Source organism: Streptosporangium subroseum, from assembly GCF_900188345.1.
GTDB lineage: Bacteria > Actinomycetota > Actinomycetes > Streptosporangiales > Streptosporangiaceae > Streptosporangium > Streptosporangium subroseum.
The window spans coordinates 112,536-127,361 of the sequence record NZ_FZOD01000020.1; the positions used below are offsets into that span (position 1 = coordinate 112,536).

The 14,826-nt window shown below is 69.1% G+C and carries 16 protein-coding genes and 1 tRNA gene; 9 read left to right on the forward strand and 8 right to left on the reverse strand.

Features of this window, described 5'->3' with window-relative positions; translation table 11 throughout:
- The first annotated feature begins 59 nt into the window (after window positions 1-59).
- A complete protein-coding gene (locus CHC08_RS21320) occupies window positions 60-1,466 on the forward strand; it encodes a LysM peptidoglycan-binding domain-containing protein (protein ID WP_143653298.1) in 1,407 nt (468 codons plus the stop codon).
- Between the two features lie 257 nt (window positions 1,467-1,723).
- Here the strand turns inward: CHC08_RS21320 and CHC08_RS21325 are convergent, their stop codons facing one another.
- Window positions 1,724-2,296, reverse strand: a complete 573-nt coding sequence (locus tag CHC08_RS21325; protein WP_089209135.1) for a sigma-70 family RNA polymerase sigma factor — start codon at window positions 2,294-2,296, stop codon at window positions 1,724-1,726.
- A gap of 418 nt (window positions 2,297-2,714) precedes the next feature.
- On the opposite strand from CHC08_RS21325, the gene ypfJ reads away from it, so the two are divergent.
- The 3 genes from ypfJ (at window position 2,715) to CHC08_RS21340 (ending at window position 5,130) form a co-directional block, all read left to right on the forward strand.
- Window positions 2,715-3,569 carry a KPN_02809 family neutral zinc metallopeptidase gene (ypfJ, locus tag CHC08_RS21330; protein WP_089209094.1) on the forward strand — a complete coding sequence of 285 codons (855 nt, stop codon included), beginning with the start codon at window positions 2,715-2,717 and terminating at the stop codon, window positions 3,567-3,569.
- A 70-nt stretch (window positions 3,570-3,639) separates the two neighbouring features.
- Window positions 3,640-3,942 (forward strand): type II toxin-antitoxin system VapB family antitoxin, encoded by a 303-nt coding sequence (locus tag CHC08_RS21335; RefSeq protein WP_089209095.1) that lies wholly within the window; start codon window positions 3,640-3,642, stop codon window positions 3,940-3,942.
- A 174-nt stretch (window positions 3,943-4,116) separates the two neighbouring features.
- Window positions 4,117-5,130, forward strand: coding sequence for an ABC transporter substrate-binding protein (locus CHC08_RS21340; RefSeq protein ID WP_179282137.1), 1,014 nt, complete (start codon window positions 4,117-4,119; stop codon window positions 5,128-5,130).
- 56 nt (window positions 5,131-5,186) lie between these two features.
- On the opposite strand, the gene CHC08_RS21345 is transcribed toward CHC08_RS21340, so the two are convergent.
- The 4 genes from CHC08_RS21345 to CHC08_RS21360 form a co-directional block, all read right to left on the reverse strand.
- Window positions 5,187-5,276: transfer RNA gene (locus CHC08_RS21345), tRNA-Ser, on the reverse strand.
- Between the two features lie 24 nt (window positions 5,277-5,300).
- A complete protein-coding gene (tadA, locus tag CHC08_RS21350; RefSeq protein WP_089209136.1) occupies window positions 5,301-5,744 on the reverse strand; it encodes a tRNA adenosine(34) deaminase TadA in 444 nt (147 codons plus the stop codon).
- 58 nt (window positions 5,745-5,802) lie between these two features.
- On the reverse strand, window positions 5,803-6,294 hold the full coding sequence (locus tag CHC08_RS21355) for a tRNA adenosine deaminase-associated protein (RefSeq protein ID WP_089209097.1): 492 nt from the start codon (window positions 6,292-6,294) through the stop codon (window positions 5,803-5,805).
- 16 nt (window positions 6,295-6,310) lie between these two features.
- Window positions 6,311-6,820 carry a tRNA adenosine deaminase-associated protein gene (locus CHC08_RS21360; RefSeq protein ID WP_179282138.1) on the reverse strand — a complete coding sequence of 170 codons (510 nt, stop codon included), beginning with the start codon at window positions 6,818-6,820 and terminating at the stop codon, window positions 6,311-6,313.
- A gap of 204 nt (window positions 6,821-7,024) precedes the next feature.
- Here CHC08_RS21360 and upp point away from each other — a divergent pair, with 204 nt between their 5' ends.
- From upp to CHC08_RS21385, 5 genes are all read left to right on the forward strand, one after another.
- The gene (upp, locus tag CHC08_RS21365) at window positions 7,025-7,663 is read left to right on the forward strand and encodes a uracil phosphoribosyltransferase (protein WP_089209099.1); all 639 of its coding nucleotides are present in this window, start codon (window positions 7,025-7,027) and stop codon (window positions 7,661-7,663) included.
- Window positions 7,664-7,814: 151 nt separating this feature from the next.
- On the forward strand, window positions 7,815-8,045 hold the full coding sequence (locus CHC08_RS21370; RefSeq protein ID WP_089209100.1) for a hypothetical protein: 231 nt from the start codon (window positions 7,815-7,817) through the stop codon (window positions 8,043-8,045).
- A 312-nt stretch (window positions 8,046-8,357) separates the two neighbouring features.
- Complete coding sequence (locus CHC08_RS21375; protein ID WP_089209101.1) at window positions 8,358-8,897, forward strand: PH domain-containing protein; 540 nt, start codon at window positions 8,358-8,360, stop codon at window positions 8,895-8,897.
- Between the two features lie 126 nt (window positions 8,898-9,023).
- A complete protein-coding gene (locus tag CHC08_RS21380; protein WP_089209102.1) occupies window positions 9,024-10,385 on the forward strand; it encodes a helix-turn-helix domain-containing protein in 1,362 nt (453 codons plus the stop codon).
- Window positions 10,386-10,493: 108 nt separating this feature from the next.
- Window positions 10,494-11,183 carry a FadR/GntR family transcriptional regulator gene (locus CHC08_RS21385; RefSeq protein ID WP_089209103.1) on the forward strand — a complete coding sequence of 230 codons (690 nt, stop codon included), beginning with the start codon at window positions 10,494-10,496 and terminating at the stop codon, window positions 11,181-11,183.
- Between the two features lie 104 nt (window positions 11,184-11,287).
- Here CHC08_RS21385 and dnaN read toward each other — a convergent pair whose 3' ends face one another.
- The 3 genes from dnaN to CHC08_RS21400 form a co-directional block, all read right to left on the reverse strand.
- Window positions 11,288-12,385, reverse strand: coding sequence for a DNA polymerase III subunit beta (gene dnaN / locus CHC08_RS21390; protein ID WP_089209104.1), 1,098 nt, complete (start codon window positions 12,383-12,385; stop codon window positions 11,288-11,290).
- A 237-nt stretch (window positions 12,386-12,622) separates the two neighbouring features.
- Window positions 12,623-13,282: a response regulator transcription factor gene (locus CHC08_RS21395; protein ID WP_245878453.1), complete on the reverse strand. Its 660-nt coding sequence runs from the start codon at window positions 13,280-13,282 to the stop codon at window positions 12,623-12,625.
- Window positions 13,279-14,811 carry a sensor histidine kinase gene (locus CHC08_RS21400; RefSeq protein WP_089209137.1) on the reverse strand — a complete coding sequence of 511 codons (1,533 nt, stop codon included), beginning with the start codon at window positions 14,809-14,811 and terminating at the stop codon, window positions 13,279-13,281. The genes CHC08_RS21395 and CHC08_RS21400 overlap by 4 nt, the downstream gene beginning before the upstream one ends.
- Window positions 14,812-14,826 lie beyond the last annotated feature (15 nt).

Below are 14,826 nucleotides of genomic sequence, written 5' to 3' on the forward strand. Positions count from 1 at the left end.
CCCGCGCGGTCCCCCGATCCCTGCCGGGACTCGGGCGGACGGGACCGGGGTGGCAGGCCTTGCGTCGGACGGCCGTTGTCGTGCTGCTGGCCGTATGGTCCGCCCTGTACCTCGGCGGGGCGGCGCTCGCCGCGGACGGCGGTGACGCCGCCGCCGACCTCGTCAAGGTGTACGTGGTGAGGACGGCGGAGCAGAACGGCGGCACACCGGACAGCCTGGCCCTCATCGCCGCGCGCACCCTGGGCGACGGGAACCGGGCAGGCGAGATCTTCGACCTCAACCGCGGACGGGCCCAGGCCGACGGAACCGCCCTGACGGACCCGGGCGACCTGCGGCCCGGCTGGATCCTGCGGCTCCCGGAGGACGCGAACGGCCCCGACGTGCAGCTTGCCCAGGAGTCCGGCGGCGACGGCGCGACACAGCCGGACGATGCCGCGAGCACGGCACCGGCCGGGGCGGGAACCCAGCCCTTCGTCCAGGGCTCCCAGCCACCCACGCAGCAGGGCGCCCAATCTCCCACGCAGGCCTCCAACACGATCGTGCTCCCGCTCCCGGCCGTGCTCGCGGGGCTGGGAGCGTTTCTGCTGGCACTGCTGACCGCCGCGATCGTGGCCAGGCAGCAGGTGCGGCGTCTGTTCGCCGCGATGGCGCGTGCGATCCGGCGCCTCGGGGACCCGGTCCGCCGGGCACGCAGGCTGCGCTTCCGCACGTCGCTGGCGGCGGCCTTCGCCGGGGACGGGGAGTCGCTGCGAACGGCCCACGGGGCGGTGGCCGAACTGACCGGCCGGAAGGGACACGCCGTACACGCGGTCTCCGTCGACGACGCGGGCGTCACCGCCTGGGTGGCGACCGCGGACGCCCCGCCGGCGCCCTGGCAGGATCTGGGCGAGGCGCGCTGGCGCCGTCCGGCCGGCGCTTTCGCGCCGCCCGCCCAGCCCGTGTACGGCACCGGCTCGCAGCCCCCCTCGCCGTCCCTGGTGGCGGTGGGCGTGGACGAGCAGGGTGGAAAGGTCTTCGTGGACCTCAGCCGGCTGGACGGGGTGCTGAGCGTCACCGGCGACCCCGGGGTGGCCCGCGACGTGGTGCAGGGACTGCTGGCCGAGGTCGCGCGCAGCAAGCCCGCGGTACCGGTCGCCGTGCTCCAGACGACGGGCGGTCCCGCCGTCGCCCTTCCCGGAACCATGCGGCGGATCGAACGCTTCGATCCGCGCCCGGCCGGCGCACGCGAGGCCGGCACGTTGCGGGCGGCGGCCCGCCTCCATCCGCTGGAGGCGCTGCTGGTCGCCTCCGGTACGCCGACGGCGCAGGAGGCGGCGGACCTGCTCGCCCTGTGCGGCCCCGGAGGAGCCGGCTGGACCGCTCTGGTGTGCGGAGACGCCCAGGGCGCCCACTGGCGCTGGCGGGCCGCTCCGGACGGCTCCGTGGAGATCCCGCTCCTGCGCCTGACGGTGACGGTCCCGGCGTGACCCGTGGCGACCGGCACCGATGGGGGCGATCCCGGCGCGACCTACGCCTGACGGCCCGGGATGACCCGCGCATGACGGCTCCGACCCCGGGATGACCCACGACGACGGCGACCCGAACCGATGGGGACGGCCCCGGCATGGCCTGCGCCTGACGATTCCGGCCCTGGACGATTCGTGGTGACGGTCCCGGCTTCGGCCCTGGATGATCCGTGGCGACGGTCCCGGCACGGCCACCGAGCGCGGGCGGCCCGGTCAGGTCAGGCGCGGACCCCCGCCGGCGACCGCTCGTACCTCTCGGACTTGCGGAGGTAGTTCAGCGCGTAGTGCTGGCGGGACTTCGCCGTACCGACCGGTATGCCGAGGACCTCGGCCGTCTCGCGGACGGTGCGCCCCCACAGGTATGTGTGGACGAGCACCTCGCGGTGCTCCGTCGAGAGCGAGTCGAGCATCTCGGTGACCGTCACCGCGGCCGCCACCGCGTCCGCGTGGTCACGTTGCACGACGTCCAGGGTGTCGGATCCGATCACCTCGTAGCGGTGGAAACCGCCTCGGGAGCGGTCGATCACGAGGTTGCGGGCCACCGTGAGCAACCAGCCGCGCACCGAGCCCTCGGAGTCGTACAGCCGGTCCGCGTGATGCCATGCGCGGACCAGGGTCTCCTGCACGATGTCCTCGGCCAGATGGTGGTCGTTCAGCAGCTTCTCCGTGTACGCCAGCAACGCCTTCTCATGCTCCCGTACGAGGGTGCCGAGGTGATGCTCCCGCGGCGTTTCCGGCGGCGGGGTCGCCGATGGGTCGGCAGGCGGCAGACATGGTGGGGACGTCTTCATCTTCTCTTCCGGGTAGGCCACAGGTCAGGCCATGGCGGGCGATCGTGCCGCGTGCGTATGGTGCGCGGCAGGAGAATCCCTGAGCCGCGCAGAACATAGGCCAACCCCAGTGCCGATAAAGTGCCGAAACGTCGGCAACCCCCGAACCACCCTCGGAACCCGCTCTGAGCACCGCGATTGTCATGTCACGGCGTAGACGGAAGCCGTTCGGGGAATATCTGAGAGAGCCAACGCGGAGGGGGCCGTCCGGTCGCGACCGGACGGACGGGGCGGCGCCGGACACGCCGTCCGCCGACGGCCATCGGGCCCGTGAGCCAGGACGCTGTGACGTCTCCTCCGGAGGTATCCGAACCCATCGGCATGTACCGCCCTCCTGTGGGCAGTCGAAGGGTCCTAGCGGATCGAAGGGACGTCGGCGATGGATTTCAAGGATGATGTCCAGCTGGACAGCTCGCAGACCGAAAGTCGCGGCCGTGGAATCCCCGGTGGCGGTCTCGCGGTCGGTGGCGGTGCGGCTGGAATCGTGGCGCTCATCGTGGCGCTGATATTCGGGATCAACCCCGGCGACGTAACCGGCGGCGAGCCGGCCGCGGTGGGGCCCACCTCCGACCTCAGCGCGCAGTGCAAGACCGGCAAGGACGCCGACCAGAACGAGGAGTGCCGGGTGGTCGGCGTGGTCAACAGCATTCAGGACTACTGGCCCAAGGTCGTTCAGGGATACGAGCCCGCCAAGACCGTCATGTTCTCCGGCCAGGTGGACACCGCCTGCGGCGCCGCCGACGCCTCGGTCGGCCCGTTCTACTGCCCGGCCGATCGCCAGGTCTACCTCGACCTGAGCTTCTTCAAGCAGCTCGAAAGCCAGTTCGGAGCCAAGGGCGGGCCGTTCGCCCAGGCCTATGTCATCGGGCACGAGTACGGTCACCACGTGCAGAACCTGCTCGGTACCAGCGCGAAGGCCGAGGGCGGCGAGCAGCAGGGCCCCGAGAGCAGTTCCGTCAGGCTGGAGCTGCAGGCCGACTGCTACTCAGGAGCCTGGGCCAAGAACGCCTACGAGACCGGCGTGTTCGAGAAGCCGTTCACCAAGGCGGACATCGAGGAGGCGCTCAGCGCGGCCTCGGCGGTGGGCGACGACAGCATCCAGGAACGCACCCAGGGCCGGGTGAACCCGGACGGCTTCACCCACGGGACGTCGGCGCAGCGTGTCAAGTGGTTCACCACCGGTTACGAGACCGGCGACCCCGCCAAGTGCGACACCTTCGCTGGAAGCATCTGAAGAAGTCCATGACCTGCGACGGGGGAGGGCGATCAGGCATAGGACGGGAATCTCTCCTAAACTACGTACTGTGATCTTCAAGCTGGTCGGCGATGGACGGCCCTACCCCGAACACGGCCTCTCGCATCGCGAGTGGGCGCAGATACCGCCGCGACAGGTCCGGCTCGACACGCTGATCACCACGAAAGCGGTGCTCGACCTGCACTCCCTGCTCGCCAAGGACTCCACGTTCTACGGCGACCTGTTCCCCCACGTGGTCCAGTGGCGCGGCGAGTTCTACCTGGAGGACGGCCTGCACCGCGCGCTGCGCTCGGCCCTGCACCAGCGCTCGGTCCTGCACGCCCGGGTCCTGGACCTGCCCTCGGAGGGCTGAGCTCGGATCTTCCTGAGAGACGGGAGAAAGAACCCTCCCGTCACCGCGCCGGAATATCGCAGGCGATGTCGCAGGCAGATGGAAGGCCTCGCGAACCTCCGCAGGGCAGGACCTGGTTCAGGACTCGATCGCGGCCGCGGGACGCCACGAGGCCCGGTACGAGGTGAAGATGCGATGAGGGCTGGAATCGGGCGACTGCGCCTCGGGGCCTGCCTGTCCCTGTCGGGCAGGCACGCCAGGTTCGGCACGCAGGCCCGGCTCGGCCTTGAGATCTGGCAGTCCTCGAACGACACCGCGGAACTGGTCATCGAAGACGATCAGAGCCGCCCGGAGGTCATGGAAACGGCCATGCGCCGCCTGGCACCGCGATGCGACCTCATGCTCGGCCCCTACTCGACGCACCTGATGCGGAGAGCGGGACAGGTCGCCGCCTCCCTCGACCGGCTGATCTGGAACCACGGCGGATCCGGCGACGACGTCGAGGCAGCCCATCCCGGTCACGTCGTCTCCGTACCGACCCCGACGAGCCAGTACGCGAAGCCCTTCATCAGGCACCTGGACAGTGCCGCCGAGCCACTCCACCTGTGGATCGTCCAGGGCAAGGGCGGCTTCGGCCGGCAGGTGGCGGCCGGCGCCGAGACGACGGCGCACTCGCTCGGCATCCACACCGTCCGCCTCGGCCCCGGAGAGCCGCTGCCCTCGGCGCCCCCCGCGGCCTGGGCGCTCTTCTGCGCGGGCTCATTCGAGGAGGACGTCGAGACGGTCAACCGGGCCCGCGCACTGCCCAGGCCCCCGCGAACGGTGTGCGCGGTGGCGGCGGGCGTCCGTGAGTTCGGCGACGCGATCGACGATCCCCGCGGGATCTACGGCGTCGGGCAGTGGTTCCCGGGCAGCGGACATGGAGCCGAACTCGGCCCTGCCGAACCCGGCTTCCTCGCCGCCTACGAGGATCGCGCCGGAGTGCTCCCCGACTATCCGGCCGCACAGGCGGCCGCCACCGCCGCCATCGCGGCACACTGCGCACGGCTGACCGGCGGCACAACGCGCGAGGCCCTGTGGGCGGCGGCCTCGGCCCTGGAGACGACCACCCTGTTCGGCAGCTTCAAGATCGACCCTGGCAGCGGAGTCCAGGTCGGCCACCAGGCGGCACTCGTCAGATGGGGAACCGACGGGCCTGTTTCCCCATGATCGTGAAATGCGAAGAACCCCTGACCCATTCGTGCAGGTCAGAGGCTCTTTTTTAGTGGCGGTGGAGGTGGGATTTGAACCCACGGATAGGTTGCCCCATCACACGCTTTCGAGGCGTGCGCCCTCGGCCACTAGGCGACTCCACCGCGGAGCAGCTTACCGGATAACCGCTATAGCTCGCGCATCCGGCGAACAGCGAAGAACTCGGTGAGGATCTCCGCGCACTCGTCGGCCAGCACGCCCATGACGACCTCGGGGCGATGGTTGAGACGGCGGTCCCTGACCACGTCCCAGAGCGAGCCCACGGCCCCGCCCTTGGCGTCTACGGCGCCGTAGACGATGCGGTCGACCCTGGCCAGCACGGAGGCCCCCGCGCACATGGTGCAGGGCTCCAGGGTGACCACCAGCGTGCAGCCGGTCAGCCGCCACCGCCCGAGTGCTCTCGCGGCCTCCCGCAGGGCGAGCACCTCGGCGTGCGCGGTGGGATCGACCGAGGACTCCCGGTCGTTTCCCGCCTGTGCCAGCACGGATCCGCCCGCGTCGAGGACGATCGCGCCGACCGGCACCTCATCGCGGAGGCCGGCCGCCGCGGCCTGCGCCAGAGCCAGCCGCATCGCCGGGACGTAGTCCGTCACCGCGGTGCCACCGCAGCGCTCGTCACCGCGACGCCCGTCACCGCAGCCGGTCGAGCTCGTCCGCGAAGGCCAGGCGCTCGGCGATCACCGAGAGGGTGTCCCCCGGGAGGGCGCCCTCCTCCATGCTGAGCTCGATGAGCTCCTCGGAGCTCACTCCCAGGTCGTTCAGGAGCTCGAAGTCACCCGCCGGCCGTACGCCCAGCTCGGGGGTGTCCTTGTCCAGTGCGACCCCGGCCAGCTCGGTGAAGAGCTCCCCGAGATCGTCGGAGAGACCGGCATGCGCGTCGGACAGGAACGTGCGGGGCTCCAGATCGCCCTGGTAGCGGACGATCGCGAACCACTCGTCCTCCACCTCCACGCACAGCAGGGCGAGTTCGTCACCGGTGAGCCCGAGATGCTCCTGAACGGCGTCGCCGATGTCGTCGACGATCTCGACGTGGCCGAGATCGACCTCCGCGCCGTTCCATCCGCCGGTGGTGCGGACGAAGGCTGCGGAGAACACGCTGTTGCCGGATGGTCTGGAGGGCATGGCCGATCTCCCGAGGTCAGCCGAACACAGAGTCGATGGCGCGCTCGAACGGCTCGGAGAATCCCAGCCGCGCGGCGATGCTGGACAGAACGTCTTCGGGGAGCAGATCGATGTCCCCGGAGAGGATCCCGAGCTCCATCTCGTCGAGTCCCAGGTCGGCGAAGATCGACAGGTCCCCGGCGGGGAGCGCCGTCTCCTCGTCCTGAAGGATCGCGTCGAGCTCGTCCTCGTCGGGTATCGGCACGTCGAGGTATTCCAGCGCCTGCTCCGCGAGCGGGAAGTCCCAGGACGCGGCGATGTCGGAGAGGAAGACCTCCACCCGCTCGCCAAACACCCGTAGCGCCACGAAGAACTCATCCCCCACCGCAACCAGACCAATCGTGCCGTTCATACTCGGCTGCTGGCGCAGTGCGTGGATCAGGCCGTCGAGATCCGAGGTGAGTGCCACCGGGAGCATCTCCGCTTCCCAGCGGCCCTCCTCGCGGTAGATCACGATGGCAAAGTCCAGCGAGTCTTCGTCCGACATGCCCATCCCCACCGATGCATTCTCTACGGATGTCAATGCTTTCAGAAGCAGCTCACGGACGTAGGCCTCTCCTACCAAATTGTGATCAAATCCGAGTGAGCGGGCGATGTCGCGCAGGTGTCGCGCAGGGTTCCCTGATCAGCAGTCCGAGGCAGATACCGCCCGTTATCCCCTGAGCGGCCATCCGGGATACCGTGGGCGTCCATGGAGACCCTGGTCGTTGACCATCCACTCGTAGCTCACAAGCTGACCGCGCTGCGGGACGCCAACACGGACTCGCCCACCTTCAGGCGGCTCGCCGACGAGCTGGTGACGTTGCTCGCCTACGAGGCGACCCGGCAGGTCCGCGTCACCAAGGTCACCGTGCAGACCCCCGTCGCCCCGGCCCAGGGCGTACGGCTGGCGCAGCCGTACCCGCTGGTGGTCCCGATCCTCCGCGCCGGCCTGGGCATGCTGGACGGCATGACCCGGCTGCTGCCGACGGCAGAGGTCGGTTTCCTCGGAATGGTCCGCAACGAGTCCACGCTGAAGGCGGAGACGTACGCCACCCGGCTTCCGGATGACCTTTCCGGCCGGCAGGTCTACGTGGTCGACCCGATGCTGGCCACCGGCGGCACCCTCGCCGCGGCGATCGAGTTTCTCTTCGAGCGGGGCGCGGACGACGTGACCGCGCTGTGCCTGCTGGCCGCCCCGGAGGGAATCGCCCACCTGGACAAGGTCTTCGCCGGAAGCGGAAAGCCGATCCGCCTGGTGACCGCGGCCCTGGACGAGCGCCTGAACGAGAACGGTTACATCGTCCCCGGGCTCGGTGACGCCGGCGATCGCCTCTACGGCGTCGTCTAAAGCACCCACTTTCCCCACGTTTTCGCCAAAAGGACGAGCGTTCCGGCGATCTCTGGTTACATGCTGTGCTTACCTGGGTACGAAGAGTTGCGACAACATCTCTTCTGTGTTCCCGATCCGCAGGGACCGCGGGCGCACACCAGGGAGAACCATGAGCGAGCGAAGCATCCCGGACACAGAGCCAGACCCCTACGCGGATTTCAGCGCCGCGTTGCGGGACGAGTTCTCCGAGGTCCATCCGGCGACCACGGTGGCCCGCTGCATAGAGGCGGCACACTACGGCGCGCTGGAGGTCACCGGCCATGCCCATCCGGGCCTGGTCGAGCGGATCGCCCGTAAGCATCTCGAAGTCCTCGCGCTGGTCGCGAGCGAACGAGGGTGACGAGCGGCGATCACGCAGGTGATTGAGGGTTACATCAGCCGGAGCAGGCATCCATAAGAAGTCGAGACCGGATGAGCTGATGCGCTTTACCTCGCGATTGGCGTGGGTAATGTATACGTCGGGTGCAGTGGGTAAGTGGTAGAAGGAGACCGCAATGCAGGTTAAGCAGGTCCTAAAGTACGCAGGGGTCGGTTTTGTCGTGTTTTTCCTGTTCACGCGACCGAACGATGCCGCGAACACTACGGAAAACGTCATGAACGGAATACGTAAGGGAGCCGACTCCATGGCCCAATTCGTTTCCCATATGTCGTCATGAGGCTAGTGACCCACGGGGACTCAGCTCCCTCGTCGGTCAACCGCTACCTACTCCCCCACGAACACCAAGTCATCATGGTGCGGCGCCACCCAGCCGTGCTGCTTCGTCCGGTCGCCGAGGTCTTCGGCGGCCTGATCCTTGCCGGGCTGCTCAGTAAGTGGTTCGGCTCCCAAGCCGGCGAAGGCGGTGGCGGCGCACTCGTCGTCGTCTGGTGGGCCTGGCTCCTGCTGTTGATCCGGTTCGTCTGGAAGGTCGCGGAGTGGTCGGTCGACTACTTCGTGGTCACTTCCAAGCGCATGCTGCTCACCACGGGCCTGATCACCCGCAAGGTCGACATGATGCCGCTCGGCAAGGTGACCGACATGAGCTTCCAACGCTCGCTGCTCGGTCGCATGCTGGGATACGGCGAGTTTGTGCTGGAATCGGCCGGCCAGGACCAGGCCCTGTCACGGGTCAACTACATTCCGTATCCGGAGACCCTCTACCTGGAGGTCTGCCAGATGCTCTTCCCCGGATCCAACGATTCGGATGATTGATCCCCCTATGGCATAGGGGTTGGCAAGAGTTCCGTCTGAGGATTTTTCACCTGGGGTTACCCGATTCGACTGCTTCATGCAATCATGGCGAGAACATATTGACCATCCCCCGCCCTGAGAGATCAGATGCCGAGTCAGGGAACCATCGGTGACCGCGTCCGCGGACTGCGGTTGAGTAGGCGCATGTCCCAGGCCCAGCTGGCTGGGCCTGACCTTTCCGACAGCTACGTCTCCCTCATTGAGTCCGGCAAGCGCACGCCGACCCCCGTGGTCGCGCGCCTCCTCGCCGAACGCCTGGGTTGTACCACCGAGTTCCTTCTCCATGGGATCGAACCGCGTCAGCGGATCGACACCGAGCTGGGCCTGCGCCACGCGGAGCTGGAGCTGTACCACGGCGACCCGGCCGTCGCCGCGGAGCGGTTCGGCGAGATCGTCAAGGTCGCCGGTGAGGAAAACGCCATGCTGGCCGCGCACGCGCGGCTCGGCCGAGCCCGCTCCCTGGAGTCCCAGGGTCGGATCGGTCCCGCGGTGGAAGCGTTCGAGCGACTCCGTCGCGAGGCCGCCGCCCACCCCGAGCGTCTGGCGGACCTGCCGCTGACGGTGGCTCTGAGCCGCTGCTACCAGCGCGCCGGGGACACCCTGCGCGCCTACGACCTGGCCGTTCACGCGCTCGCACAGGTCAACCGGCTGGGCCTGGCCCAGGGCGAGATCGCCGTGGACCTGGCCGCCTCCCTCGTGGAGAGCGAGGCCGCGCGCAAGCCGAACTCGCAGGCGATGTCCTATGCCCGGCACGTCCTGTCGGTCAACGGCGTCCCGGCCGAGCTCAACCGCACCGCCGAGGTCCAGGCCCTGTGGCAGGCGAGCATCACCGCCGCCGAGGGTGAGGACTCCGCGCTGGCCGTTCACCTCGCCGACGACGCGCTCGCGACCGGCCGTCCGGCACGGATGGCGTTCCGGCTCGCCCTGATCGCGATGGACTGGGCTCGGCTCACCGCCTCCATCGGCGGCGAGTCGCTCGACGAGGCCCACGAGTTCGCGACCGTCGCGAGCAAGGTCTTCGCCGCGTTCCCCGAGCACGTTCACGAGCACGCCAAGAGTCACGTCGTGCTCGCCTACGTCCAGCTCAGGAGCGGCGACGTGGAAGGCGCGGCCAACCTGGCCGGGTCCGCCCTCGACGTGCTGAGGGACCAGCCGGGCACCGCCTTCGGGGCGACCGCACATCTGGTCCTCGCCGAGGTCGCGCTCACGCGTGGCGACACGAATGTCGCGGCCATCCTGCAGAGTGCCAGGGAAGTCCTCGGCGACCAGCCGTACGACCTCTCCGGCCCCGACCGGGAGGTGGCGCGGGTCTGGCGCGAGCTGGGTGATCTGTACGGTCGGATCGGTGCGGGTGACGAGCAGATGAGCGCATATCGCAGAGCGCTTGAAGCTGCCGGAGTGCGCGGTGCGATGGTTGGCGTGACGGTCGATTCAGCACTGGTCCGGTAAAACACCCCGGCTTCTGGAGTTCCAAATTTGTTTTTGCTCCTCCGGAATATTTAGGGTCTACCAGTCATTGAATCGTAGGATGATTGGTTTCTCCGGAGGAGGCGGACTGTGAGTCTGCGTACGGCGCAGCGCGCATCCCTCGTCGACCAAGTGATCGATCAGCTCAAAGAGCAGATCACTTCGAACTCCTGGCAGATGCACGCGAAAATCCCGACCGAGACCGTTCTGGCCGAACAGCTCGGAGTGGGCCGCAACACCGTCCGTGAGGCGGTGCGTGCGCTCACCCATGCGGGTCTGCTCGAATGCCGCCAGGGCGACGGGACGTACGTCCGTGCCACGAGCGAGCTCTCCGGGGCCATGCTGCGGCGGCTGCGCACCGCCGAGCAGCTGGAGATCCTGGAAGTACGGCGCGCGCTGGAAGTGGAAGCCGCTCGGCTCGCCGCGACCAGGCGCACCGAGGACGACATCGTCCGGATCGAGGCCGCCCTGGCCGAACGGGAGCGGGCCTGGGAGCGCGGCGAGCCCAACGCGTTTGTCGAGGCCGACCTCGCCTTCCACATCGCGGTCGTCCACGCCACGCACAACCTGGTCCTGATCGACCTCTACGAGGACTTCTCCGCCGCCCTGCGCGCCAGCATCACCGCGGCGGGCACCTCGCTCAACAGCACCTACATTCCCCACGAGGCCATCGCCCGTGCGATCTCGGCCGGCGACGCCGCAGCGGCCGAGCACGCCGGTCACGCGTGCATGGAGCACATTCTGATCGCCCTGACCGATGCGCAGGAGCTCTCGGTCTAGCATCCGTTTCACAGAAAAAGGGCCTCACCCCCGCGCGGGGGTGAGGCCCTTTTTAATGTCCTGCCGGATTCCTTTGATGTTTCGCCACAGGGGGACGGGGGTTCTCAGGGCAGGCGCAGGGACATCACGAGATAGCGGAAGGCGGGGTCGGCGTCACCGGGAACCTCGGCGACGAGGGCCGGACGGCTCGGGGACTCCATGTTGAGCCGGACGAGCTCGGTCTCGATCCCGCTCAGGCCGTCCAGCAGGAACTGGGACTGGAAGGCGATCTGGATGTCGTCACCGGACAGCTCGGCGTCCACCGTCTCGGTGCCGCGGCCGAGATCGCCGCCGCCCGCCTGGATGAGCACCTGGCCCTGGCTGAACGACAGCCGGATCGGGGTATTGCGCTCGCCGACCAGCGCGACCCGCTTGATCGCCTCGACGAACGGCGCCACGTGCAGGTCGGCCCGGATCGACCAGTCGTCGGTCAGCCGCGCGCGGTAGTCGATGAACTGCTCGTCGAGCAGACGGACCGTGGTGCTCCGTCCGACGCTCTCGAACCCGGCGACGCCCTCGCCCAGCGCCATCGACACCTCGCCGCCGCGCAGCGACCTGGCCACCTCCACCAGCACCCGCGCGGGCACCATGGCGGCGGCCGTTATCTCGGACTGCTCGGGGCGCCAACCGAACTCCCTGGCCGCGATGCGGTAGCGGTCGGTGGTGGCCATGGTCACGGTCTCGCCGGAGATGTCGACCCGGATGCCGGTCAGCATGGGGAGCGTCTCGTCACGGCTGGCCGCCGGAGCCACCTGGCCGACCGCGCTCGCGAAGATCCCGCCGCCGACGGCACCGATCTTGGGCGGCATCGTGGGCAGGGTCGGAAAGTCTTCCACCGGCATGGTGAGCAGGCCGAACTCCGCGCTTCCGCAGGTCAGCACCGCCTCGGAGCCGCTGGTGACGATTTCCACCACCTCGGCGGGCAGGCTGCGGGTGATCTCAGCGAGGATCCGGCCCGGGATCAGCACCCGGCCGGGCTCGGCCACATCCGCCTCAATCGAGGCTCTGGCCGAGACGTCGTAGTCGAAGGCCGACAGCACGAGACCGTCGTCGGCCTCCAGGAGCAGGCCGGAGAGCACAGGCATGGCCGGGCGGCTCGGCAGCACCCGGGCGGCCCAGGCCACAGCGTCGGCCAGGACATCACGGTTAACCCGGAACTTCACCTGATCATCCCTTCGTCCTGAACGGCATCACCACATGCGGGAACCGTATTCCAACAGACGTTAGCCGGTCTGACCGACAGAACGTCAGACAGCCACACATCCCCGGCGCGAACACGGCCTCGCGGGCGGTTCGGACCCGGGGCCGGGCGGGAACGAGGCGGGCGAGGACAGAGCCCTGCGGGCCGGTGTTCAGCGCCGGCCTCGGGGGCGGAAGCAGACGGGGGCACGGCCTCGGCGCTAGCCGCGAGCGGCGTTGAGGTAGGTGAGGACGGCGAGGACGCGGCGGTTGTCGTCGTCGGAGGGGACGAGGTCGAGCTTGCCGAAGATGCTGGCCGTGTGCTTGCCGACCGCGCTCTCGCTGAGGAACAGCCGCTGGGAGATGGCCGCGTTGGAACGGCCTTCGGCCATCAGCTCCAGCACCTCGCGCTCGCGCGGCGTCAGCGCGGCGAGCGGCTCGTGCCTGGCGGTGCTGACCAGGAGCTTGGCGATCACCTCGGGGTCCATCGCGGTGCCGCCCGAGGCCACCCGGCGGACCGCGTCGACGAACTGCTCGGCGTTGAAGACCCGGTCCTTGAGGAGGTAGCCGATCGCCCCGGAGCCGTCGGCCAGGAGCTCTCGCGCGTAGAGCTGCTCGACGTGCTGGGAGAGCACGAGCACCGGCAGGCCGGGGATCGCCTTGCGCGCGGCCAGGGCCGCCTGGAGCCCTTCGTCGGTGAACGTGGGCGGAAGCCGTACGTCCACCACGGCCACGTCGGGCCGTTGCCCGGTCAGCGCCCTCAGCAGCTCGGGCCCGGACTCGACGGCCGCGACCACCTCGAAGTCGTGCGCCTGCAGCAGATGGACCAGGCCGTCCCGCAGGAGATAGAGGTCTTCGGCGATGACGACTCGGAGACTCACCTGCAGAACCATAAACGGGAGGGGGTGGCCTCGGCCATCCAGCGCCGGCGCGAGTGCCGTATGGGGAGCAGCATGGCCGTGGCGTACATGGAGACGCCGAGGGCGATGTTGAAGATGATCGCCGGCCACTGCCACGGCTCGGGCAGGTAGAGCGCGTAGAACCAGCTGAGCTCACTCTGACCGGTGAGCTTGAGGACCAGCGCGGCCACACCCTGTGGGAAGAGCGGAAGCCAGCCGAGACCCCAGCAGATCCCGATGACGGTGACCTTCCAGAGAGGCAACCGTGGCTTCTTCTCCCCGCAGCCCCCGGTGAGCAGCGCGGTCGGCAGGTCGAACGTCGCCGTGGTCGGGCCACCCGGCGGGCTGCTGACCGCGAGCACCCCGTCGAAGGCCGCCAGCCTCCTCTCGATGCCGCGCAGGCCGCTGCCCAGGGAGGGGTCGGCGCCGCCCGAGCCGTCGTCGGTGACCGTGACGCGCAGCGCCCGATCCTGAGCGCTGATGTCGATCCACACGCGGTCCGCGCCTCCGTGGCGGGCCGCGTTGGTGAGCAGCTCACTGATCGAGAAGTAGGCGGCCGACTCCACCGGCGACTCCGGGCGTGTCTTCAGGTCGACGGTGACCGTGACCTTCAGCGGGCTGTCCAGCGCGAGGGCCCGCACGGCGTCGCCGAGGCCCCGCTCGGCCAGGACCGGCGGGTGGATGCCCCTGACCAGCCCGCGTAGCTCGGTGAGCGCCGTGGACGAGGCCTCCCTGACCTTGCCCAGCAGCGCCTTGGCCGCCACCGGATCCTTGTCCATCAGCTCCTCGACCGCGCCGAGGGTCATGCCCATGGCGACGAGCCTGGCCTGTGCCCCGTCGTGCAGATCGCGCTCGATCCGCCGCAGCTCGGACGCCTGGGAGTCGACCGCGTCCAGGCGCACCTGGTCGAGCCGCTGGACCCGGCCGGCCAGCACGGACTTCGCCGTGGGCGACAGCAGCAGGTGGTTCCACCACCCGTATCCCCGCAGCAGCCAGGGCATCGCGGCCACCGCGGCGATCGCGGCACCCAGCCCCAGGGACATGGCGACCGGGTTCGGATACCACGGTGTCACCAGGCAGTATCCGATCACGAAGAAGGGCAGCAGCAGGAGCGTCCCGGCGATCACCGGGTTCAGGAACAGCCAGAGCAGGTCCCGCCAGGTCGCCGGGTCGCTGATCATCCACAGCCAGCGCTTGTTCCAGTCGGGCCACCGCGGGGTCTTGTAGAGCTGACGGTCATGGCGGTACCAGCCGTCGGGCTGGGGCTTGGTCGGCAGCGGCGGCGGCAGGTACGGGGCCTGCGTCCCGGCACCGAGCCAGGTGCCGTTCAGCCTTCTCCCGAGACGCGTACGGCGCCTGATCAGAGTCGTCGTCGGGGGAATCAGGAAGATCATCCCCAGCCCGAAACTCAGCGCCACGGCCGCCGCGGCCAGCGCCACCAGAACGACGTCCAGCCCGGCGAGCGCCCCCAGCGCCAGTGCCCGGCCGATCGCCGTCGCGTGTTTCCTCATGTCCATCAGTTTCGA

Excerpts from the sequence above, each read along its gene's own strand:
- CHC08_RS21325 (WP_089209135.1), bottom strand. The coding sequence starts at position 2,296 with ATGAAGACGTCCCCACCATGTCTGCCGCCTGCCGACCCATCGGCGACC.
- ypfJ (WP_089209094.1), top strand. The coding sequence starts at position 2,715 with ATGGATTTCAAGGATGATGTCCAGCTGGACAGCTCGCAGACCGAAAGT.
- CHC08_RS21340 (WP_179282137.1), top strand. The coding sequence starts at position 4,117 with ATGAGGGCTGGAATCGGGCGACTGCGCCTCGGGGCCTGCCTGTCCCTG.
- tadA (WP_089209136.1), bottom strand. The coding sequence starts at position 5,744 with ATGCGGCTGGCTCTGGCGCAGGCCGCGGCGGCCGGCCTCCGCGATGAG.
- CHC08_RS21355 (WP_089209097.1), bottom strand. The coding sequence starts at position 6,294 with ATGCCCTCCAGACCATCCGGCAACAGCGTGTTCTCCGCAGCCTTCGTC.
- CHC08_RS21360 (WP_179282138.1), bottom strand. The coding sequence starts at position 6,820 with ATGTCGGACGAAGACTCGCTGGACTTTGCCATCGTGATCTACCGCGAG.
- upp (WP_089209099.1), top strand. The coding sequence starts at position 7,025 with ATGGAGACCCTGGTCGTTGACCATCCACTCGTAGCTCACAAGCTGACC.
- CHC08_RS21370 (WP_089209100.1), top strand. The coding sequence starts at position 7,815 with ATGAGCGAGCGAAGCATCCCGGACACAGAGCCAGACCCCTACGCGGAT.
- CHC08_RS21375 (WP_089209101.1), top strand. The coding sequence starts at position 8,358 with ATGAGGCTAGTGACCCACGGGGACTCAGCTCCCTCGTCGGTCAACCGC.
- CHC08_RS21380 (WP_089209102.1), top strand. The coding sequence starts at position 9,024 with ATGCCGAGTCAGGGAACCATCGGTGACCGCGTCCGCGGACTGCGGTTG.
- CHC08_RS21400 (WP_089209137.1), bottom strand. The coding sequence starts at position 14,811 with ATGAGGAAACACGCGACGGCGATCGGCCGGGCACTGGCGCTGGGGGCG.